Annotated in this window: 22 protein-coding genes; 16 read left to right on the top strand and 6 right to left on the bottom strand. The window is 41.1% G+C overall.

Going from position 1 to position 22,189, the window contains the following annotated elements:
- Positions 1–256 precede the first annotated feature (256 nt).
- Positions 257–1,405, top strand: coding sequence for a baeRF3 domain-containing protein (locus tag CSV80_RS03585; protein WP_099669622.1), 1,149 nt, complete (start codon positions 257–259; stop codon positions 1,403–1,405).
- A 44-nt stretch (positions 1,406–1,449) separates the two neighbouring features.
- Here CSV80_RS03585 and CSV80_RS03580 read toward each other — a convergent pair whose 3' ends face one another.
- Positions 1,450–1,830 carry a carboxymuconolactone decarboxylase family protein gene (locus CSV80_RS03580; protein ID WP_233201505.1) on the bottom strand — a complete coding sequence of 127 codons (381 nt, stop codon included), beginning with the start codon at positions 1,828–1,830 and terminating at the stop codon, positions 1,450–1,452.
- A gap of 217 nt (positions 1,831–2,047) precedes the next feature.
- Between CSV80_RS03580 and CSV80_RS03575 the strand changes: the two genes are divergently transcribed.
- The gene (locus tag CSV80_RS03575) at positions 2,048–2,365 is read left to right on the top strand and encodes a YflT domain-containing protein (protein ID WP_029052867.1); all 318 of its coding nucleotides are present in this window, start codon (positions 2,048–2,050) and stop codon (positions 2,363–2,365) included.
- A 116-nt stretch (positions 2,366–2,481) separates the two neighbouring features.
- Here the strand turns inward: CSV80_RS03575 and CSV80_RS03570 are convergent, their stop codons facing one another.
- Complete coding sequence (locus CSV80_RS03570) at positions 2,482–3,285, bottom strand: S1C family serine protease (protein WP_099669621.1); 804 nt, start codon at positions 3,283–3,285, stop codon at positions 2,482–2,484.
- A 297-nt stretch (positions 3,286–3,582) separates the two neighbouring features.
- On the opposite strand from CSV80_RS03570, the gene ezrA reads away from it, so the two are divergent.
- The 5 genes from ezrA to mbcS all read left to right on the top strand — a co-directional run bounded on the left by ezrA (position 3,583) and on the right by mbcS (position 9,870).
- Positions 3,583–5,274 (top strand): septation ring formation regulator EzrA, encoded by a 1,692-nt coding sequence (gene ezrA, locus CSV80_RS03565; protein WP_029052869.1) that lies wholly within the window; start codon positions 3,583–3,585, stop codon positions 5,272–5,274.
- A 74-nt stretch (positions 5,275–5,348) separates the two neighbouring features.
- Positions 5,349–6,482, top strand: coding sequence for a cysteine desulfurase family protein (locus CSV80_RS03560; RefSeq protein WP_099669620.1), 1,134 nt, complete (start codon positions 5,349–5,351; stop codon positions 6,480–6,482).
- The gene (gene thiI / locus CSV80_RS03555) at positions 6,479–7,681 is read left to right on the top strand and encodes a tRNA uracil 4-sulfurtransferase ThiI (protein ID WP_099669619.1); all 1,203 of its coding nucleotides are present in this window, start codon (positions 6,479–6,481) and stop codon (positions 7,679–7,681) included. Before CSV80_RS03560 ends, thiI begins: the two co-directional genes overlap by 4 nt.
- A gap of 77 nt (positions 7,682–7,758) precedes the next feature.
- Positions 7,759–7,962 (top strand): alpha/beta-type small acid-soluble spore protein, encoded by a 204-nt coding sequence (locus CSV80_RS03550; protein ID WP_029052872.1) that lies wholly within the window; start codon positions 7,759–7,761, stop codon positions 7,960–7,962.
- 330 nt (positions 7,963–8,292) lie between these two features.
- A complete protein-coding gene (gene mbcS / locus CSV80_RS03545; protein ID WP_099669618.1) occupies positions 8,293–9,870 on the top strand; it encodes an acyl-CoA synthetase MbcS in 1,578 nt (525 codons plus the stop codon).
- Between the two features lie 75 nt (positions 9,871–9,945).
- Here the strand turns inward: mbcS and CSV80_RS03540 are convergent, their stop codons facing one another.
- Positions 9,946–10,746, bottom strand: a complete 801-nt coding sequence (locus tag CSV80_RS03540; RefSeq protein WP_099669617.1) for an NAD kinase — start codon at positions 10,744–10,746, stop codon at positions 9,946–9,948.
- A gap of 105 nt (positions 10,747–10,851) precedes the next feature.
- Between CSV80_RS03540 and sppA the strand changes: the two genes are divergently transcribed.
- The 5 genes from sppA (at position 10,852) to CSV80_RS03515 (ending at position 15,295) form a co-directional block, all read left to right on the top strand.
- Positions 10,852–11,856, top strand: a complete 1,005-nt coding sequence (sppA, locus tag CSV80_RS03535; protein ID WP_099669616.1) for a signal peptide peptidase SppA — start codon at positions 10,852–10,854, stop codon at positions 11,854–11,856.
- A 17-nt stretch (positions 11,857–11,873) separates the two neighbouring features.
- Positions 11,874–12,419 carry an RDD family protein gene (locus tag CSV80_RS03530; RefSeq protein WP_233201504.1) on the top strand — a complete coding sequence of 182 codons (546 nt, stop codon included), beginning with the start codon at positions 11,874–11,876 and terminating at the stop codon, positions 12,417–12,419.
- A 28-nt stretch (positions 12,420–12,447) separates the two neighbouring features.
- Positions 12,448–12,951 carry a thiol peroxidase gene (gene tpx, locus CSV80_RS03525; protein WP_099669614.1) on the top strand — a complete coding sequence of 168 codons (504 nt, stop codon included), beginning with the start codon at positions 12,448–12,450 and terminating at the stop codon, positions 12,949–12,951.
- 52 nt (positions 12,952–13,003) lie between these two features.
- Complete coding sequence (locus CSV80_RS03520; RefSeq protein WP_099669613.1) at positions 13,004–13,918, top strand: class I SAM-dependent methyltransferase; 915 nt, start codon at positions 13,004–13,006, stop codon at positions 13,916–13,918.
- 150 nt (positions 13,919–14,068) lie between these two features.
- Positions 14,069–15,295 carry an acetate kinase gene (locus CSV80_RS03515; RefSeq protein ID WP_099669612.1) on the top strand — a complete coding sequence of 409 codons (1,227 nt, stop codon included), beginning with the start codon at positions 14,069–14,071 and terminating at the stop codon, positions 15,293–15,295.
- 274 nt (positions 15,296–15,569) lie between these two features.
- Here CSV80_RS03515 and CSV80_RS03510 read toward each other — a convergent pair whose 3' ends face one another.
- The gene (locus tag CSV80_RS03510; protein ID WP_099669611.1) at positions 15,570–16,025 is read right to left on the bottom strand and encodes a universal stress protein; all 456 of its coding nucleotides are present in this window, start codon (positions 16,023–16,025) and stop codon (positions 15,570–15,572) included.
- Between the two features lie 233 nt (positions 16,026–16,258).
- On the opposite strand from CSV80_RS03510, the gene ald reads away from it, so the two are divergent.
- Positions 16,259–17,380, top strand: coding sequence for an alanine dehydrogenase (ald, locus tag CSV80_RS03505; RefSeq protein WP_099669610.1), 1,122 nt, complete (start codon positions 16,259–16,261; stop codon positions 17,378–17,380).
- A 95-nt stretch (positions 17,381–17,475) separates the two neighbouring features.
- On the opposite strand, the gene CSV80_RS03500 is transcribed toward ald, so the two are convergent.
- Positions 17,476–18,573: a M24 family metallopeptidase gene (locus tag CSV80_RS03500; protein WP_099669609.1), complete on the bottom strand. Its 1,098-nt coding sequence runs from the start codon at positions 18,571–18,573 to the stop codon at positions 17,476–17,478.
- 105 nt (positions 18,574–18,678) lie between these two features.
- On the opposite strand from CSV80_RS03500, the gene CSV80_RS03495 reads away from it, so the two are divergent.
- Both CSV80_RS03495 and CSV80_RS03490 read left to right on the top strand, forming a co-directional pair.
- The gene (locus CSV80_RS03495) at positions 18,679–19,356 is read left to right on the top strand and encodes a metal-dependent hydrolase (RefSeq protein WP_099669608.1); all 678 of its coding nucleotides are present in this window, start codon (positions 18,679–18,681) and stop codon (positions 19,354–19,356) included.
- 126 nt (positions 19,357–19,482) lie between these two features.
- On the top strand, positions 19,483–20,790 hold the full coding sequence (locus CSV80_RS03490; protein WP_099669607.1) for a DRTGG domain-containing protein: 1,308 nt from the start codon (positions 19,483–19,485) through the stop codon (positions 20,788–20,790).
- A gap of 10 nt (positions 20,791–20,800) precedes the next feature.
- On the opposite strand, the gene CSV80_RS03485 is transcribed toward CSV80_RS03490, so the two are convergent.
- Positions 20,801–21,130, bottom strand: a complete 330-nt coding sequence (locus CSV80_RS03485) for a YtpI family protein (protein ID WP_099669606.1) — start codon at positions 21,128–21,130, stop codon at positions 20,801–20,803.
- Between the two features lie 114 nt (positions 21,131–21,244).
- On the opposite strand from CSV80_RS03485, the gene CSV80_RS03480 reads away from it, so the two are divergent.
- Positions 21,245–22,186 carry a DHH family phosphoesterase gene (locus CSV80_RS03480; RefSeq protein ID WP_099669605.1) on the top strand — a complete coding sequence of 314 codons (942 nt, stop codon included), beginning with the start codon at positions 21,245–21,247 and terminating at the stop codon, positions 22,184–22,186.
- Positions 22,187–22,189 lie beyond the last annotated feature (3 nt).

The raw sequence follows: 22,189 nt of genomic DNA, 5'->3' as shown, positions 1-22,189 counted from the left end.
CTACCTACTTTTGCGTCCTTGCGACCCTATAGTCGCGCCAGTGATGAATAAGTGTTCCGAATAAACATCTGCAGAACGCCATTTTTTTATGTCAGATCTGTTATCAATCCCAATCAGTAACTATACACGAATTGAGATTGTTTGTCAAGAAGGCTCTACACTATCAGATTCGCAAAGTTTACAAACTATTGAATAGGGAACTAGTAAATTAGAGCCTGTTGTTGTCTACAGGAAAATTTTTATTGGAGGGATTAGGATGAACGTAGAGATTGTAAACGAATTTCCTCACGAGTTTTTGAAGGAGCAAGCGGAGACATGTATCTCCATTTATCAACCGACCCACCGGTATCGACCTGAAAATCAACAAGACCCGATCAGATTTAAAAATTTATTACAACAAGTGCATGAAGAGTTGTCTAAAAAACGTGCAACGAATGAAGTAAAGAGTTTACTAGCTCCACTTGAGAAACTAGAAGGCGAGCGTCCTTTCTGGGCACATGCAGGAGATGGACTGGCATTGTTTGCGACGAAGGATCGTATCATAGCTTATCATCTGCAACGTCCTGTGCCTGAATTGGCGATTGTGTCAGACAGTTTCCATATTAAACCGCTTATTCGCGTATTCCAATCTGCCGACCGTTATCATCTACTCGGCGTCAATAGACAACAATTCAAACTTTTTGAAGGGAATCGCTATGGTATAGAGGAAGTAGAGATCCCTGAGGAATTGGCGAAAACGAAGGACGAAGCGATTGGTGATCAAGTGACGGAGTCCTATTTAGGTACTGGCAACTCAGGTGGAGCTGCTGGAGCTGCTATGATACATGGACATGGTGGTAAAAAAGATGAAATTGACATTGATATTGAGCGTTATTTCCGATATGTAGATCGAACGGTTGCGGAACATTACTCTAAACCGATGGAACTTCCTTTATATTTAGTCACGCTCTCCGAATATCAGACGCAGTTTAAAGAGTTAAGTCATAATCCACACCTACAAGCGGAAGGAATTAAGTCCGACTTTGAGGCACTTAGCCTGGAGAAACTACGTAAAATGGCTTGGGAATTAGTAGAGCCAACGTACTTACAGAAAACAAAAGACTTAGTGGAGAACTTTGAAAATGCTAAAGCGAATGATCAAGGTTCTGCAAACATCCAAGAAATTGCTAAAGCAGCAAGTGAGGATCGTATTAGACGACTTGTACTGGAAGATGATTATCTGTATCCAGGTAAAATTAATCTAGGCACAGGAGAAATACAGACGAATAACCTGGAGGAATCTGCAGTGGATGACGTCCTGGATGACTTAGCAGAAATCGTCTTTAAAACCGGAGGAGAAGTAGTCGTTCTTCCGAAAGAACGGATGCCTGTTAAAACAGGTGCAGCTGCAATCTTTAGATGGTAAGAAGAAAATCCGGCCAAGAGATTTCTCTTGGCCGGATTTTACTGTTATTTTTCTTGTTCAAGTATTTCTTTAGCTGCAGTCAACGCGGTTTGTACGCGTGGAAATCCAACATACGGAATGAGTTGCATGATGCTCTCAACGATTTCCGTTCTCGTTAAACCGACTGTCAATGCGCGTTTTACATGCGTTTGGATTTGTGTAGTCGCTCCTTGTGTGACAAGCGAAGCGAGTGTTACCAATTGTCTTTGTTTACTGTCGAGTCCTGGCCGTGAATAAATTTCCCCATACGCGAACTCCACTATGTACTTTCGTAAATCAGGTGCCAATCCTTTTAATGCATCGGCTGTCATCATGCGTTCGGCCTCTTCTTCACTCACATATTCCTTAATTTTCTCTAGTCCTGCTTCAATACGTTCTGCTGACAATGAAATAACCCCCTATTTTCTTGCTGTAATATAAAGAAAGTATAGCATATTCTGATTATTGTTTTGATTTTCTGTCAGGAAATTATGAAGTTATTATCAGTTTAAAACATAATAATGGTTCAAAGGATGTGAAATTCGTCATTATTGTTTAAGGAATGCTAAGAGTAGGTATAGATAAATAGGTCAAAAAAACAAGTATTTATGGAGGTAATGAAAAATGGATAAGTTTTTCCTAGAGAATGCAGTACAAGCTAAAAAGAAGATTGAAGAATTGGTAGCACAAGGTTATACACATGATGAGGTGTATGTTTTCGCACATAGTGAAGATCGTGAAGACAAAATTTCAGATGCACTGGATTCAGAGCAAGTAGGTATGGCCGAGATGGGCTTCCTCGATACAATGAAGAACATGTTCACGTCTCGTGGCGATACATTGCGCGCGCAGATGGAGTCAATAGGTCTTTCAAAAGCAGAAGCTGAAGAAGGCGAAAGCGAACTAGATAAAGGTAGACTATTACTAGTCGCGAAAAAATAAGACAGTAAAAAAACCGGTCAGAGGATTCTATTCCTTTGACCGGTTTTATTTTTGCATACATAACGAGTAGGACGCGTCCCCTCTGAAATGTAAATCCCGAGCTGTATCTCTATCACTTACTTTTCTTCATTAGACATTGCCTCGTAATAAGCATCCACCGGTACAAACAACCCGACCTTACCATGCGTCTTGTCATCTAGCGTAGCAAACACAATGCCGATAACCTTGCCTTCTCCATTTATTACAGGACTTCCACTATTCCCTCTATAAACAGGTGCTTTTATCATGACGACAGGAATATCCCAATCTGCTAGCTGTTTGTAGTCAATCGTGTGACCCTTATTTGCTATTCCTGAAAAGCTCAAAGGATTACCGATAAATGTAATTGGCTCATGGTCATAAAATGTCGTTTCTTTCGCTAAAGTCATGTGAGGGAGATTGGTTCCATTCACTTCAAGTACCGCAAGATCGATGTCTGGAAACACTTTCGTGACATCTGCGATAAATCGTTCGCCTTCAGGGAAAGAGACAATCATCGTTTCATTGCCTTCTACTACATGATAATTCGTAATAATGGTGCCTTGTTCATTAATGGAAAAACCTGTACCTTTAGTATGTTCTGTAGCTACGACAACTACCGCTTCTTTATATTCTGCTATTTGTGGATCTGAAGATAACTCTGAAGATGCTTTTAGAAACTCCAAAGCTGGAATGGAGTATATCTGAAAGACAATGGCGAACGTGCTGAGTGCTAGAGTAGTTGCCATGATCCAAAACATCCACTTAGGGAAAGGGCGATAGGTGCGTCGGACATTTTTTTCAGCAGCTGCTTTTTCTAATGCTTCACGTTGTGCTTCGAGTACGAGATCTTGCAGCTCATCATCGTCCAAGTCTTCTTGATACGGATTTTTGTTATCCACTAGTCCCACCTCTTTCTCGTATATAGTTTACCAGATAATGAATGCAAAGGGAGTTAACCGAGTTTAGTGGGAAGATACTATATAATGTATAAATGAATAGTCCGCAAAATTTGTAACAATAGAATACGAAAATAGGAATAACCGTGTGGTAATATCCTAAGATGTGATAAAAAGTTCGTTGTTTTTTAAAAAAGATGTGAATAGAAGACGAAAATGCTTTAAACATGTTACGATATACTATAATATCTAAAGTAGTCACTTTATGCGCGAAGTGTGGGATAGGGGGATCATAGTGAGATGATATACGTCATCATTCCATTAGTTATCATCATTGTTTTAACGGTGATGGCATTTCTGTCTAGGCGAAAGCATATACAAGAAATCAGTGAAATGGAACAAGAAAAATTACAAATTCAAAACGAACCAATATTCGAAGAAATGACGAAAGTGAAGCAGTTGAATATGACTGGCGAAACAGAAGAAATGTTCGAGAGATGGCGCAATAATTGGACAGAAGTAGTAGATGATCGCCTTCATAATGTAGATTTGCTTTTACTGGATGCTGAAGGGCAAGTGGATCGTTTCCGCTTTAAGAAAGCAACGGAAACAGAAAAACAAATCCGCGAAATCTTGAACGAATGTGAAAAAGAGATGCGAACGATCTTGCAGGAACTAAACGAACTGATTGGCAGTGAAGAAAGAAATCGGTTTGAAATTGAAACGGTAAAAGAACACCACCGTGCCGCGCGCAAAAAGATCTTAGCTCATCAGTACGCATTTGGACCGGCAGTGGAGCCTTTAGAAAAAGAGTGGGAATCCTTCAATCCTAGATTTGAAGAGTACGACGCACTTATCGAAAATGGTAACTACTTACAAGCGCGTGAAATTGTGATTGTATTAGGAGCAAAAGAAGAACGCTTTTCGTTTTTACTTGATGAGATCCCTGCATTACTTAATGAGTTGCAGACGAAAATACCTGCTGCTTTGCGAGAATTGCGTAAAGGGATTATCGAAATGGAAGGTCAGGAGTATTACTTAGGACACCTGAAAATGCCTTCACGTTTTGACAAAATCGAACAACAAATTGCGGATCTTCGTCAATTATTAGCACGTTTGGATGTTGAAGAAGTAGCTGCGGAAGTGAATGAAATTCATGATGAAATCGAATCGTTCTACGATGTATTGGAAGAGGAAGTTAGTTCCCGTCATTACGTAGATGAGCATTTGGATCAAATGTTGGATTTATTTGAAGAACTTCAATATGCGATTCCAGATACGATTGAAGAAGTGAAATTCGTTCAACAAAGTTACCGTCTTGATGAGAATGAAGTCATTATTCCACAAATGGCATTGCAAAAGTTGAACGCACTGGCGAAACGAATTGAAATATTCATTGAACGTCAAGATGCGAAAAACTTGGCCTACTCAGCTCAACAAATTGAGTTGCAAGAGCTAGTGGAAGAATTGGATGCAATCTCTGAAGCACATTCCAAGTTCAGTAACCGTATCAAAAATCTTCGAATCGATGAAAATCTTGTGCGCTCACGTATTGTGACTCTTGCACAGCAACTGCAAATTGCGGATCGTAATTTACACCGTGCCAATATCCCGGGTATTCCCGATGATATGGAAGTACAGCTTGAAGAAGCGGACGAACAAATATTCATCGTGAAACAAAGTCTAGAAGAAGTGCCACTTAATATGGCGTTGGTTGAATCATATGTTCAAAAAGCAGATACAGTAGTCACGGATGTTTGTGCGAAAGCTGCAGACATGATTGAAAATGCCTTGCTTGTAGAACGAATCATCCAATACGGTAACCGTTACCGTGCGTCTCATCCGGAAGTTCACGAGAAATTGTTGAAAGCTGAAGAGTCCTTCATGCAATGTCGCTACTTAAGAGCATTGGAAGAAGCAGGTACTGCGGTTGAAGAAGTTGAACCAGGAGCCTTGAAAAAGATTCAAGGTATGATTCAAGTTAAAGTATAACTATATTCCGACAAAGCCACCGGTTTTCCGGTGGCTTTGTTTCGCTCATTCATATAGAAAGGAGAGGATTACATATGTATTTTGATCATAGCGCCACAACTCAGCCAGATGAAAGAGTTCTTCGTACCTTTATGGATGCTTCTGCATCGTATTTTGCAAATCCTGCATCGCTACATGCTGAAGGAAAGCGTACAGAAAAGTTATTAGAACGTGCGCGAACACAAGTACTTGAAACGATCGGACTTGGACTGACAGAAGGAATTTTCACTTCAGGCGGGACAGAATCCAATAATCTTGCCATACTAGGTTATGTCTATGCCAATCAGCATAAAGGTCGTCATCTTCTCACAACAAGCATTGAACATCCTTCTGTATTGAATGTTTTTCGAGAATTAGAAAAGCAGAACTTTATGGTGGATTATTTATCTGTAGATGAAGAAGGAAGAATTTCATTGGATGAGCTTCGAACGAAGTTGCAAAAAGATACGATTTTAGTTAGTATCATGCATGTTAACAATGAAATCGGTACGATACAGCCGATTGAGGAATGTGCGAAAATTATTCATTCATCTTCACGTGCGATGTTCCATTCTGATTGTGTGCAGAGTTTTGGAAAGTTCTCGCTTACTGACTTTACGGATGGTCCTGATCTCGTATCATTATCCGCTCATAAAATTTATGGAATAAAAAATAGTGGATTTTTAGCTTATCGTAAAAATATCCGACTGCAGCCGATTGTCCTTGGTGGCGGACAAGAATATAAATTGCGTAGTGGAACCGTATCGGTGCCACATGCGGCAGCTCTTGCGAAAGCGGCTCGTTTACTCGTAGAAGAAGTGGATATGCAACAGTTCCGACACTGGCGGAAGGATCTGGTGGAGTTCTTCTCAGAAATTGATGAATGCAAAGTATTGGCACCAAACGCGAGCGCGCCGTATATATTATCCGTCGCATTTGCACAGATTACGGGGGAGATTGCGATTAACTTCCTGCAACAGCAAGGATTGATCGTTTCGACTTCTAGTGCATGTTCTTCGAAGAATTCGGATGTTAGCCATGTAATAGAAGCCATTCAAGTTCCGCAAGAGTTTGAAAAAGGCGTCATTAGAATTAGCTTAGGTAAAAATCAAACAATAGAAGAAATCGAACAATTGAAAGTAGCGGTTCGTCAATTAGTCGAGCTGATCAGAAAAGGAGTGGGGAAATGAACTGGAATACCATTTTAATTCGATATGGTGAAATTTCGCTTAAGGGAAAAAATAAGAGTAAATTTATCCGTAAACTGAAAGCGAATATAAAAGCGGCTTTGTCCGATTTAGGAACGGTTACGATGCGTGCAGAACGTGACCGGATGTTCATTTATACAGAAAAACCGGAAGAACTGGATCGTGCAATTGAAATATTGCCGTCGATTTTTGGCATTCAATCATTCAGTCCAATCGTAATTTGTGCACCTACATTAGAAGACATTAAAGAAACATCATTAAAAGTTCTTGGCAAAACGGAGACTGCTGGCAAGACGTTTAAAGTAGACGTCAAACGTGCAGACAAACGTTTCCCGCTCAATACAGGAGAATTGCAACAAGAATTGGGCGGTCATGTATTGAGAGTGTTCCCTGATTTAATCGTCCAAATGAAGAAACCTGAAATTTTATTGTATGTAGAGATCCAGCATGAAGCGGCTTATATCTCTTCACACACATATAAGGGAGCAGGTGGCATGCCAGTTGGCTCGAATGGCCACTCGTTGCTATTGTTGTCAGGAGGAATAGACAGTCCGGTAGCGGGCTATATGATGATGAAACGCGGCGTGTCCTTTGATGCCATTCACTTTGCTAGTCCACCGTTCACGAGCGATTTGGCCATAGAAAAAGTAGAAGACATTGTTAGACAGCTAACAAAATTTGGGGCAGTCATTCGCTTGCATGTGATTCCGTTTACGGAGTTGCAACAAACAATTGTTAAACAAGTTCCAAGCAACTTGTCCATGACCACGACAAGAAGAATGATGATGAAAGTTGCCGAACAAGTACGAAAAGATACGAATTCACTTGGTCTGATCACAGGTGACAGCCTTGGACAAGTAGCAAGTCAGACGCTCGAGAGTATAACGGCAATTAATGAAGTGACGAATACACCGATCTTGCGTCCACTCATTGCAATGGACAAATTAGAGATCATTCAAATCGCTGAAAAAATTGGGACATACGATATTTCCATCCGTCCTTACGACGATTGCTGTACCGTATTCACACCACCGAGTAATAAAACGAAGCCGCAAGTCGAGAAAGTTGCGTACTACGAAAGCTTCCAGGAGTTTGACGACATGGTAGCAGAAGTCGCTAGTCAGCGTGTAACGACCATTCCGAGCAAGCAGACGAAAGAGGACTTCGAAGACTTGTTGTAAAGAAAATATTACCTATTACCTTCCTTGCATGATATTTTGAAAAGTGACCATTCTAATGTCACAAGGAGGTGAACAACATGCCAAACAACAACAGCTCGAACCAATTGTTAGTTCCCGGAGTACAACAGGCTCTTAACCAAATGAAGGAAGAAATTGCTTCTGAATTTGGAGTACAACTTGGACCAGATGCTTCATCGCGTGCCAACGGATCCGTCGGCGGAGAAATTACAAAGCGATTAGTGCGTCAGGCTCAGTCACAAATGAACGGTTATACTAAGTAAATCGTAAGACACGGGATGCCTCAGAAGCCACAGCGCTTCTGGGGTATCTTTTATTGGATTGTTATTAAGTTTAAGGTGTGAGTTCAAGTGCTAAATGGAATAGGATAGGTAAGGCAATGGTAAGTGCGATGGGATTGAAGCGTCCCCTCCGAAGCGCAAATCCCTCACCCCAACACCACTACTTGCCTTTTCATTTATTCCACCTAGCATACCGAAATTCACAGTATACTATACATATCCGAACAGTATAATGGAAAAAAGTATATAAAGTTTTGAAATTTCACCATTCTATTTGTATACTTGTAGTAGTACATAAAAGGGGGAATGGAAATGAACCGAGAAGAACTACTTGCGCCAGCACGCTACAATATTGTTTCGGAATTCGAAAAATATGCAACGGGTGATGGCAGAAAAGCATTAATTTATGTAGATGCGCAAAATCAGGAACAACAAGTAACGTACGACGAACTTATCCAAGCAGCTAACCGAACAGCAAACGTTCTGACGTCGACTGGCTTGAAAAAAGGTGATGTAGTGCTTGTGATGGTGCCGCGTATGATTGAAGCGTATGTGACATACATTGGTGCACTAAAGGCAGGACTTGTTGTAATCCCTAGTTCTGAAATGCTACGTTCCTCCGAAATTGAGTATCGCATTGAACATAGTAACGCAAAAGCGATCATTGCATTTGATGCTTTCACCGATCAACTTGAACATGTAGAAAATCTAGATAAAGTAACAGTTTATATTATCGGAGAAGCAAAAGAAGGGGAAATATCCCTGACTGCGCAAGAAAAAAGTGCTTCTTCAGAGTTTACCGCTTGTGATACGGCTAGTGATGATATGGCGTTTCTATCGTATACGTCTGGTACGACTGGCAAGCCTAAAGGTGTAGTCCATACACACGGTTGGGGATACGCCCACTTGCGAACAACTGCACCGAACTGGTTGGGTATTGAAGAACATGATATTGTGTGGGCTACAGCGGCACCAGGATGGCAAAAGTGGATTTGGACACCGTTCTTATCGGTTCTAGGAAGCGGTGCGGTAGGTTTTGTCTACGGCGGCAAATTTGACGTGAACAGATACTTACAGTTTCTAGATGAATACCAAGTCAATGTTCTTTGTTGTACGCCGACTGAATACCGATTTATTGCAAAAGCTGAGGATTTAGATGAGTTTTCATTAGCCTCCCTGAAAAGTGCTGTCTCTGCAGGAGAGCCATTAAATCGTGGAATCATTGATATTTTCGAAAAACGGTTCTCGCTATCTGTTCGTGATGGATATGGACAAACAGAGAACACGTTACTTGTCGGTACAATGATTGGTATGGAGCCGCGCCCTGGATCGATGGGTAAACCTACACCAGGAAATATTGTCGATATCATTAATGATGAAGGTAAACCGGCAAGCGTAGGTGAAGTTGGCGATATTGCTGTTCATAAATCAACGCCAGCGCTATTTCATGAGTATTTAAATGATCCTGAACGCACGAAGATGCAGTTTAGAGGGGATTATTATATTACTGGTGACCGTGCTAAAAAAGATGAGGATGGGTATTTCTGGTTTGAAGGCCGAGGCGATGATATTATTGTGAGCTCGGGTTATACGATCGGACCATTCGAAGTGGAAGATGCGTTGATCAAGCATCCGGCAGTTCGTGAGTGCGCAGTAGTAGCAAGCCCTGATCCTGAACGCGGAAATATTGTGAAGGCATTTGTCGTCTTACGTAATGATACGACAGAATCGACTGAGAAACTCGTAAAAGAGTTGCAAAATCATGTCAAAGAATTGACGGCGCCTTATAAATATCCCCGTAAGATTGAGTTTTTAGAAGAGTTGCCAAAAACATCTTCAGGCAAAATCATGCGTGTTGAATTGCGTAAAAAAGAACAAAATCAAAAATGACGTTGTAGTAAGGCTATAAAAAGGACTGTCAAGAGTCGTTTTGTACCGACATTTGATAGTCCTTTTCGTATTAATTCAGAAAAATGTACGTTGAACTTTTTCGAAGAATGAGTTATCTGGAAGTTTTGCGGTACGAATGATTTTATTGCTTAGTCGCGCCTCTACTTTTTCTACTTGTTTGATGCCGAGTGCTTCATTATCTGCTGCGATGGAAGGAAATTCATTGCCTTCTTGTTGGATATTGAGCGTCAACGTTCGTTCATTACTTAGGATGAACGACGTGCCGAGTGTACGGAATCGATTATTATTAACCGAGGCAAGCTCTGTCACTTGGAAAGAAGGTAGCCGCGGATCGATTACAGCGCCTTTAACGGATTTATTATACGCTGTACTACCTGTTGGCGTGGAGATAATCATACCGTCGCCAAGAAACGTTTCGAACAATAAATCATCGATGAAAATATCCATGACAAATGTGCGGATGATTGTAGAACGTATGCTGAATTCATTCAGGCAGAAGAACGGGTTCTGTTGATTGATCGTCACTTCGAGAAGGGGGTAATGACGTTCTTCAATCGTTGTTTGCCGTAATGTTTCTGTTAGGGAGCTGATATCATCGTATTGGAAATCACAATATACACCGTGTGCTCCTTTTACAGATGCTCCGAGATACAGAACATCTTGACGGAAATCAGTTTTACGAACAGCTTGAAGAAATGTCCCGTCACTGCCGATACTGATGACCACATTGGCTTCGGTATGATCTTCTGTTAGTTTGAAGCCTTCTTTTTTAAGACGTTGGGCAATAAAATGTTTCTTGTGGGCGTTGTCTTCGTCTAAACGGCTGAAAAGAAAAATAGTATGTAGAGAAGTCATTTGAATCGTCTCCTCTTTCAGTTAATAGAATAAGTGTAGCATGAATGAAACATTTGGACGATTAGGAACGTATAGGTAGATGTGGACAAAGGAGGAATTTTAATTATGAATGCAAAAAGATGGATTGCTGTAGCAGTAACTGCCACATTGATAATTGTGTCGGTTGGTATTAACGCGATGTCGTGGGTGTTCACGAGAGACTGGAACAGTTTCGTCAACGAAATCAATTTGATGGAAACCCAAGTACAAGAAACAGTAGTAGAAGATGGAAGTGTCAATGAGCGAATTGCGGTACTGACAGTAGATGGTGTCATACAAGATGTTGGTGAAGCGACTATTTTTAGTGGTGCGGAATACAACCACAAACAATTTCTGACGCAGTTAAATGAATTGTCGAATGACGACACGGTGAAGGGAATTGTTCTTTCTGTTAATTCACCAGGTGGCGGTGTATTGGAATCATCGGATATTTATGATGCGATTACAGAAATTCAGGAATCGAAAGAAATTCCGGTTTACGTCGCAATGGGCGGCATGGCGGCTTCAGGTGGCTATTATATTTCAGCTCCTGCAGATAAAATTTATGTTCATCCAGAAACATTGACTGGTTCGATCGGTGTCATCATGCAATCGGTTAACTACGGAAAATTGGCTGAGAAATACGGTGTGGAATTCCCGACGATCAAGTCAGGTCCTTATAAAGACATGATGAGCCCGACTCGAGATATGAAGCCTGAAGAACGTGCGATGCTACAGGAAATGATTGATGATTCGTATAAACGTTTCGTTGATATTATTGTAGATGGACGCGGTATGTCAGAAGCAGCTGTACGTAAAGTAGCGGATGGACGTGTCATGAATGGCCGTCAAGCGATTGAAGCGGGGCTTGCGGATGACTACGGTAAGTTACCAGCGGTTATTTCTGCCATGAAAGAAGATTATCATTTAGAGAAAGCAGAAGTATTCGAATATGGAATGCCTACTAATTTAAAAGCTATTCTGTCCATGAAAGCGCATGATGTATTCAATGGAGATGTAGAATCACAAATTATGAAAAAATTACTGACTGAAAATACAGCACCACGCATGATGTATTTATACGGTGAATAACAAGGAGGGAAACGATAATGACGAATGAACTGCTAGATACGCAACCACCCGTCCGACTTGAACAGGCGCTCGTGCCAAAATATGCAGGTTTCTGGATCAGACTATGGGCATTTTTGATCGACATGCTGATTCTTTCGGCAATTAGCGGCATCTTTGTCAAGCCGGTGTTCCGCGTACTCGATATAGCGATCACCAAGCCCTCTGCCTTTTTATTCAGTCCGTATAAAGTGACGACACTTGTTTTGTTATTGTTGTATTTTATTTTGATGACAAAAATAGCGGGGCAGACCGTAGGGAAAATGATCATGGGAATTCGAGTGTTGAAATCAAACGGCGAGAAATTAAGCTGGGGCTCAGTTATTTTTAGAGAAGGATTCGGTCGTTTCATTTCACAAATGCTATGGATTCCGTATTTGCTGGTCTTGTTCTTACCGCAGAAGAAAACACTTCATGATGTCTTTGCTGACACGGTTGTGGTGCATGAACGTACATTTGAGAGAAAAGAAGTACAGAAAGTTATTCATCCCGAACACCATCAGTTGCATGAAGACCCTACGGTTTAGTACACTAGTTTAAAAGGAGTGGTTAGGTATGGTACAAGTTACATTCAAAGATAACCCGATTCATTTGTTAGGTTCAGAAGTGAAAGTTGGAGATCAGGCACCAAGCTTCACCGTGCTTGCGAATGATTTAAAACCTGTTACACTTGAGGATTCAAAAGGTAAAGTGCGTTTGATCAGTGTTGTGCCTTCTGTTGATACAGGAGTATGTTCCATTCAGACTAAGCGTTTCAACGACGAAGCAACATCGCTTGGGGAGGATGTGGAAGTCATGACGATTTCTTGTGATCTTCCGTTTGCACAAGGACGTTGGAAAGAGAATGAGAATGTGGAAAACTTACACTTATACTCCGATCATCGTGATCTTTCATTTGGTAAAGCGTTCGGTACGGCGATTGAGGAATTACGATTATTGACTCGTTCGATCTTTGTTGTCGATCGTGATGGTAAAGTCACACACGTTGAGTATGTGAGTGAAGCGACTGACCACCCGGACTATGATGCAGCAATCAAAGCAGTGAAAGAACTGAATTAATTTTAAAAAACCCACCTGAACAAGAGGTGGGTTTCTTCTTGGAGGAATGTAAATGAACAATATGGAAAAGGTTTTTACGTATTACGACAATCATGCGTCAGCTACTGAAGGATTGTATTTGGATGCGGTGTTGGAGGCTAGTGAAAAGTGGCTGGATCAACCGTCAGCAGTAGACTTACAAGATCCTGATAAAGAAGAAATTCGTAAAGGTATTCAGCTGGCCTTATTAAAAGGATTAAAGCAGTCCACACAAGCTCATCACCAAATGACTCCTGACACGATTGGCTTTTTGATAGGGTATTTAGTCAATAAATTATTGGATTCAACACAACCTGTAACGTTATTAGATCCAGCAGCAGGAACGGGGAATCTTTTGTTTACAGTATTGAATCAATATAAAGGTTCCGCTTCTGCCAGTGCAGTTGAAATCGATGATGTGTTGATTCAAATCGCTGCTGCGACAGCTAATTTATTGGAGTTACCGGTATCATTTTATCTACAAGACGCACTGCGGCCGTTACCTATTGATGTAGTCGATGCGGTAGTGAGTGATTTACCTGTAGGCTATTATCCTGACGATGAAGTCGCGATGGATTATGAACTTATGGCGCCTGAAGGCCATGCTTTCTCTCATTATTTATATATTGAGCAATCGATGCGCTATGTAAAGCCGGGTGGATACGGATTATTCATCGTACCTTCCAGGTTGTTAACTGCTGAAGGGGCAGAGCCTATTTTACACTTTGTCAAAGAACATAAATTATTGAGAGGCTTGCTAGAATTGCCTTCTTCATTATTTGCGGATCAGCGTTTTGCTAAAAGTATTTTATTATTACAACAGCCACCAAACGACAAATTTGTCCTGCCAGACGTATTGTTGGCGAAAATACCTGAACTTGGAAATGCCACCGCTATGCAAAAGTTTTTCGATAAACTAAGTACGTGGATGGAAGAAGGGGAGGAGTGACGAATAGTCACTTCTCTTCTTTTTTTATTTCATGAAAGTTTTCGTGGAAAGATACCGCACATCTCATGAATTCAATTGCTTTTAAAATAGTTAGATACTATAATAAATTCAAACGTTCTACGACGTAATTATTTTAAGGGGTGGTTTTTTTTGCCGAAGATTTTGTCGATAAATGCGGGAAGTTCTTCTTTGAAGTTCCAATTGATTGAAATGACGAATGAAGAGGAAATTACAAAGGGGTTATTCGAACGCATTGGTTTAGAAAATTCCGTTTTCAATATGGCGACTGCCGAGAAGAAAATCGAGAAAGTAGTCGATATAACAGATCATTTAATGGCTGTTGATATGCTGTTGGAGCATTTACTTAGTGAAGGAGTCGTTTCGTCTTACGATGAGATTGATGGACTCGGTCACCGCGTAGTTCACGGGGGAGAGCTATACAGTGACTCAGTGTTAATTACGGATGAAGTTATTGAAAAACTGGAAGAGATCTCAAGCTTCGCACCACTACATAATCCAGCGAATATTGTTGGAATTAAAGCTTTTGAGAAAGCGTTGCCAAATACACCTTCAGTTGCAATATTTGATACAGCATTCCATCAGACAATGCCTGAAAAAGCATTTTTGTATGCATTACCATATGAGTACTACGAAAAGTATGGAATTCGTAAATACGGTTTCCATGGGACGAGCCATAAATACGTCACTGAACGCGCTGCAAAGATCTTGAACAGACCGCTTGAGGATACACGCCTAATCTCTTGCCACTTAGGTAACGGTGCGAGTATCGCAGCTGTTAAAGGCGGTAAGTCAGTAGACACGTCTATGGGCTTCACTCCGTTAGCAGGCGTGATCATGGGCACACGTTCAGGTAATATTGACCCGGCTCTCATTCCGTATATGATGGAGCGTACGAATGAGTCAGCTGAAGAAGTAGTCAATGTATTAAATAAAAAATCAGGACTACTTGGAATTAGTGGATTTTCGAGTGACTTGCGCGATATTACGGAAGCTGCAGAACAAGGCAACCACCGTGCGCAATTGGCTCTGGATGTCTTCACAGATCGTATTCACCAGCACATCGGGCAATACGCAGCAGGGATGGGCGGAGTGGATGCCATCATCTTCACAGCAGGAATTGGCGAGAACAGTGCAATCGTTCGTCAAAAAGTAATGAACGGTTTGGAATTCATGGGTGTCTACTTCGACCCAAGCCTAAACAACATTCGCGGCGAAGAAGCATACATCAGCTTTCCACACTCACCAGTCAAAGTACTGATTATCCCAACAAATGAAGAAATCATGTTAGCCCGTGACACCGTGCGTATCGCTGGAATTCCAGTACCAGAAGAAGCAGAAAAAGTAGCAGTTGAATAAATGAAACAAAGTCCCGACCGTCAAACCCCTGACAGTCGGGACTTTTTACGAGATATTGTAAAAGCATTCGTTCACTATAATCACTACCGCTAATTGCTTCGTTTAGTTGGAGAGGGAATCTTTACACGTTACTGTTTTATGAGACGTAAACTAGTTGATCGACGTTACAGACGCCGCCCACCCCTCACTCTTTATCTCTAGCTATATACATAAAAGCAAAAAACTGCCACAAGAAATCAAACGAACGACTTTTTGGGCAGTCTTTAGTTACGTGTTAGCCTTGTAGATGTTCGGGTGTACGTACAACAAGTACATCACACTTCGCAGAACGAACGATATTCTCGGAAACACTTCCGATTAAGAAACGTTCCACACGGTTTAGACCTGTAGCACCACAAATAATTAAATCTGCTTGAAGTTTCTTTGCAATATCGCGTGGAATCAACGTCTTAGGAGAACCATATTCTACGTGAATCTCAACATTTGCAACGCCTGCTTTAACAGCTTCGTTGCGATAGTCAGTTAATAATTCTTCAGCGTATTTCTGTGCACGCTCTGCAATTGAACGATCGTAAGCTTCGACTGCTGCGTAAGAACGCGTATCAATAATATTGATCAAGTGAAGAGTAGCATCGTTCCGATCTGCAATTGCGATTGCTTTTTTAAATGCCCATTTCGCCTCATCTGAACCATCTACGGCTACGATAATGTCCTTGTAAGTAAGTGCCATATTATCACTCCATCCTTAAAATTAAATGCTCTCTACACTATTCTTATTCTGGATAGTTTATGAGAGTCCTTCTTTTTTGTCGAAAAATCTTATTAAAAAATTAGAAAATGAAGATTGTATGGGGAAACGTTGAAAAAATGAGGTAAAGCTATCTATTTTCTGATAAGATTAAATTGTTATTAATAGACAGTGAGATAAGGAAAAAAGAATTTACAATTCTAGGAGGATTTTGCATGCGTATAGGTGTTCCAAAAGAGATTAAAAATAATGAAAACCGAGTGGCAATAGCCCCTGCAAGTGTTTTAACTCTACTAACAGCTGGTCATGAAGTAGTAATTGAAAAAGGTGCTGGAATTGGTTCGAGTTTTCAGGATGAAGAGTATAAAGAAGCAGGTGCGATCATCGTAGACTCGGCCGCTGAAGTATGGGAAGCGGACATGGTACTGAAAGTGAAAGAACCTACAGAATCAGAGTTTCAATATTTCCGTGAAGGATTAATTCTATTTACATATCTTCATTTGGCACCAGAGTTAAAATTAACACAAGCATTACTCGACAAAAAAGTAACAGCCATTGCTTACGAAACGGTTCAATTACCGAGTGGCGGATTGCCTCTGCTAGCACCAATGAGTGAAGTGGCGGGCCGTATGGCAACGCAAATCGGTGCACAGTACTTGGAAAAGACGAAAGGCGGCAAAGGCATTTTGCTTGCTGGAGTACCAGGTGTATCACGTGGGAAGATCACAATCATTGGTGGCGGACAAGCAGGTACAAATGCTGCGCGTGTGGCAATCGGAATCGGTGCACACGTAACTATTTTGGATCTATCAGTAGAGCGTGTACGTCAGCTTGACGAGATCTTCGGAGAGCATATTCAAACATTGGTATCCAATCCTTATAACATCGCTAAAGCAGTAAAAGATGCAGACTTGGTAATCGGTTGTGTTCTAATACCAGGTGCAAAAGCGCCAACTCTCGTAACAGAAGAAATGGTGAAGTCTATGAGCCCAGGCTCTGTCGTAATTGATATCGCGATTGACCAAGGCGGAATTTTTGAAACATCTGACCGTGTCACAACACACGATGATCCGACATACACAAAACATGGTGTCATTCACTACGCAGTAGCGAACATGCCGGGGGCAGTACCACAAACGTCTACCATGGCACTGACAAACGTGACGATTCCTTATGCTCTTCAAATCGCTAACAAGGGCTTTAAAAAAGCATGCACAGACAACGAAGCACTACGTAAAGGAATTAACACACTAGCTGGAAAAATAACATACAAAGCAGTCGCAGAAGCACAACAACTGGCTCACGTGAACGTTGAAGATGTACTAGAAACTATTTAAACTGCACACAAAAAGACCACTACATAAACTAGCGGCCTTAGACTGAAGACAAACCCCTGAGATGGAATCTGTCTTCAGTTTTTCTTTTGTTATTTTTATTCTCCGATAACCTTCAAATCCTTAGGGAACTTTGTCAATACCTCGACGCCATCCTTCGTCACATACAAATCATCTTCAATCCGCACACCTGTTACAGTCGGATCATAAATGCCTGGCTCAATCGTGAAAACCATGCCTTCTTGAAGCGGCATATTATTCGTTCCTGTCAAAGAAGGGAACTCGTGAACAGAAATACCAAGACCATGCCCAATACGATGCGGGAACAACTCACCATATCCGGCTTCTTCAATTATGGACCGTGCCGCCAGATCAACTTCCTGAGCTAATGTACCAGGACGCACCACGTCAATCGCTGCTTGCTGTGCCTTCTTGACTGTCTCATAAATCTTCCGCTTTTCTTCTGTAGGCTCGCCAAACGCAATCGTTCGCGTTATGTCGGAGCAGTATCCTTTATAGACAACTCCAAGATCAAATAAGATGAAATCACCTTTTTCGATTCTTTTCTCTCCTGGAATACCATGAGGTGAAGCGGTTTTTGTACCTGAAACAATAATGGTATCGAATGACATCTTCTCCGCGCCTTTTTGTTTCACAGCTTGTTCTACAGCTTGGACTATTTCCAACTCTGTTTTACCTTCCGCGATTTCATTACAACCTACTTCAATCGCATAATCTGCTAATTCAGCTGCTTTACGTAAGTAGGTAAGTTCCACATCATCTTTGATTAGACGATTGTTGGCAAGTTCATCATCCAACTTAGCAAATTGTAGGGCTGGGAAACGCTCTTGTAGAATTTCGTATCGATCAACAGTTACATGTTCTTTTTCGATTGCCAGTAATGAAAATGTAGGGATTCGTTCCGTGATGGCACGATCTAAAAATTCGAACGCATTATCTGTATCTTTATATCCGATAGCCTCATACTTCCAACCGATTGCTTTGACATCCGGAACTTCCATAGCAGGACAAATAACAAATGGATCCGCTTCTTTGAAAATAACTACACCTAGTAATCGCTCATGGGGATCACTACGGAAATTAGTCAGATAAAATATATTATCCGGATTCGTTATGAGTGCTGCATCTACATCATGTTTCTCTAAGAAATCTTGTACTTTTTGAATGTTCGTCAAAATATTACCTCCTCTGTTTTGGTTAGTATAACAAAAAAGAGGGTTTTAAGCTTTTATGTAGAAGGTATAGCAGAGTAAGGAATTAAAAAGAGGAGTGTGATCGTTGTGAAAATCTCATACCATGGTCATTCGATCGTGAAAATTGAGACGAAAGGGAAGACGATTTTAATCGATCCTTTCATTACAGGTAATCAACTAACAGATCTAAAAGCGGAAGATGAAAAACCGGACGTGATATTACTGACACACGGACATAATGACCATGTAGGCGATACAATGGATATTGCCAAAAGAGAAGATATTCTAGTTGTAGCCCCTAATGAATTGGCCGTATACCTTGGATTCCAAGGCTTGAATACGCATGGAATGAACATTGGTGGAGCAAAAGAGTTTGATTTTGGTACAGTGAAGTATACACAGGCATTCCATAGTTCTTCTTATACAACGGAAGATAATGAAATTATTTACACAGGTATGCCCGCTGGCTTACTATTGACGATCGAAGATAAAGTGATCTATCACGCAGGAGATACTTCGCTATTTAGTGATATGAAACTGTATGGGGAAGAGGGAATTGATGTAGCGTTCTTACCGATTGGTGATAATTTCACAATGGGCCCTAGAGATGCCGCAAAAGCAGTCGAATTATTGCAACCGAAGCTAACTGTTCCTGTCCACTACAATACATTCCCACCTATCGAATTGGATCCTGAAGACTTCAGGTCACTCGTAACAAATCATGAAGTGAAAATAATGGAACCAGGGGAATCGATTGAACTGTAAAATATAAAATAAATAATTACGGTCTATGGCGCATAGTTAGTGTCTTAGACCGTTTTTTTGTCGGATTTATGGTATGATTATCAAAAAGCCGAAACCTTAAACCAGGTCGAAGAAAAAGGTGAAATCATGTCAACTAAACACGAGCAGATTTTGCGTTATATCGAAAGCTTGGCCGTGGGAGAAAAGATCTCTGTCCGCCAAGTTGCAAAAGTATTGGAAGTCAGTGATGGAACCGCTTACCGAGCGATAAAAGAAGCGGAAAATCAAAAACTGGTGAATACGATTGAACGTGTAGGAACCATCCGAATTGAGAAAAAGAAAAAAGAAAATATTGAGCGTTTGACATTCGCGGAAGTCATCAACATTGTAGATGGTGTCGTGCTTGGCGGACGTGATGGATTACATAAAACATTAACAAAATTTGTTGTGGGGGCCATGCAACTTGAGGATATGATCCGGTATATCGATGCCGGCAGTCTATTAATTGTAGGAAACCGTTTGAAAGCACATGAAATTGCGATTAAAGCGGGGGCAGCTGTCCTCGTGACCGGTGGCTTCGATGCGACCGATGAAGTGAAGCAACTGGCAGACGAAATGAATTTGCCTGTTATTTCAACGAGTTATGATACTTTCACAGTAGCGACCATGCTGAACCGAGCGATTTATGATCAGTTGATTGAAAAAGAGATTTTATTAGTGGAAGATATTTTGACACCGTTAGCGAGAACAGTGACATTATCTCCTGAGGACTCAGTCGATCAATTTTACGAAGTGAATCACCAAACATCTCACTCAGCCTACCCTGTGGTGAAATCTGACGGTACGTTAGTAGGAATTATTACGTCCCGCGATGTCGTCAGCAATCCAGACGCGAACACCGTTGGGAAAGTTATGACGCCTGGTCCGATCACTGTAAATGGGAAAATGAGTGTGGCATCAGCAGGACACAGTATGATTTGGGAAGGTATTGATTTAATGCCTGTCGTTAATGATGCTGGGGTTCTAGAGGGAATCATCAGTCGTCAAGATGTCCTAAAAGCGCTACAAATGACACAACGTCAACCGCAACAAGGAGAAACCATTGATGACATCGTGAAGAATCAAATGAAAGCCATTGCTAATTCACCTGAAAAAATCGAGTTCGCAGTTGTCCCGCAGATGACCAATCAATTTGGTTCATTGTCTTACGGTGCGATGTTGACGATTCTGACAGAAGCAGGCAGTCGTACGATCAAGCTTCAAAAACGGGGCGAAAGTATGCCTGAGAACGTGACGATCTACTTCATCAAACAAGTGCAGCTTGGCGCGTCGGTAACAGTGGAACCGAAGATCATTCACATGAGTCGCCGATCCATCAAACTAGAAATTGAATTAACGTCAAACGACGGGATTGTAGCGAAAGCCATGGGAACGTTCCAACTTTTTGAGAAATAAAAAACTGACGTCAATTGACATCAGCTTTGTTTAGTTCACGTTCCTCAGCTACAAACTGCTTATAATGTTTCTGAGCGTTAAAGTTAAATATGGCAACAAATCCGCCGAATAAAATGAATATACCTGACACGATATATGTTAGCGCGCCATCAAAAATGAGCAATTGATTGATTCCAAAGAAAATCAATAGAGCACCAAGTGCTGTGCCGGCCAAACTTGCATACATTTTTTTACGAATGGGAAACATATGATTCGTACGGAATTGTCGTGTTTTGAAAACAAAATAGAATACGCCGGAAGCGACGATACCAAAAACAAAAAGAAAATTAACCATTTCCATAAAAAAGCCTCCATTAAATACAAAATAACCTACTATGTGATGAGGTTCATTATATATTGTAGCGGCTTTTAATGAGGAATGCGAATACTTGTACAGAAACCTGGGGGAATATACATGAAACGACAAATCATTGACACAATTGAAAAGTACGAGAAAATCATCATCCATCGTCACGTTCGACCGGATCCAGATGCATATGGATCACAATTGGGGTTGAAAGCACTTATTGAAAAGAACTATCCACAAAAGCAGGTGCTTGCAGCCGGAATGCATGATGAACTGCTAAGTTATTTAGGGGAACCGAATATAGTGACTGAATCAGATTACGAAGGTGCCCTTGTCATCGTTACTGATACAGCAAATACGGATCGTATCGATGGATCGTTTTATAACAAAGGGGCATTTTTATTGAAAATTGATCACCACCCCAACGAAGATCCATATGGCGATGAGCGGTGGGTAAATACAGACGCAAGTTCTTGCTCCGAAATGATCTTTACAGTATATGAAGAAGGTCAAGCGTCATACGGTTGGGAAATAACTCCGGAAGCGGCACGTTTTTTATTTGCAGGAATTGTAGGCGATACAGGCCGCTTTATGTTTCCAAGTACAACTGAAAAGACATTTGAAGCAGCCAGCTCATTAATCAAGCAACCTTTTGATCGCACGAAATTATTCGCGGGAATGTATGAAATGGATCGTAAAATCTTGCATTTGCAAGGATATATCTACCAAAACTTTACGATTGATGAAAATGGTGCGGCGTATATTAAATTAACTCAAGAAATTTTGGAGCAATTCGATGTCTCAGTATCCGAGACATCTCAACTAGTAGGGTCACTTGGAGATGTTAAAGGAATTTGTGCGTGGATTATCTTTATTGAAGAGAATAATCAAATCCGTGTACGCCTACGTTCGAAAGGTCCTGTTATCAACACATTAGCGATGCAGCACAATGGTGGCGGTCATCCATTAGCCTCAGGCGCTTCCGCATATTCATGGACAGAAGTAGATGAAATCATCGTCAAACTGCAAGAACTTTGCAGAAACTATTAAGCA

This window comes from Sporosarcina sp. P12(2017), assembly GCF_002743035.1.
Classification (GTDB): Bacteria; Bacillota; Bacilli; order Bacillales_A; family Planococcaceae; genus Sporosarcina; species Sporosarcina ureae.
Note: the sequence above shows the minus strand (reverse complement) of the source record. Positions and strands in the feature narration are given on the sequence as shown.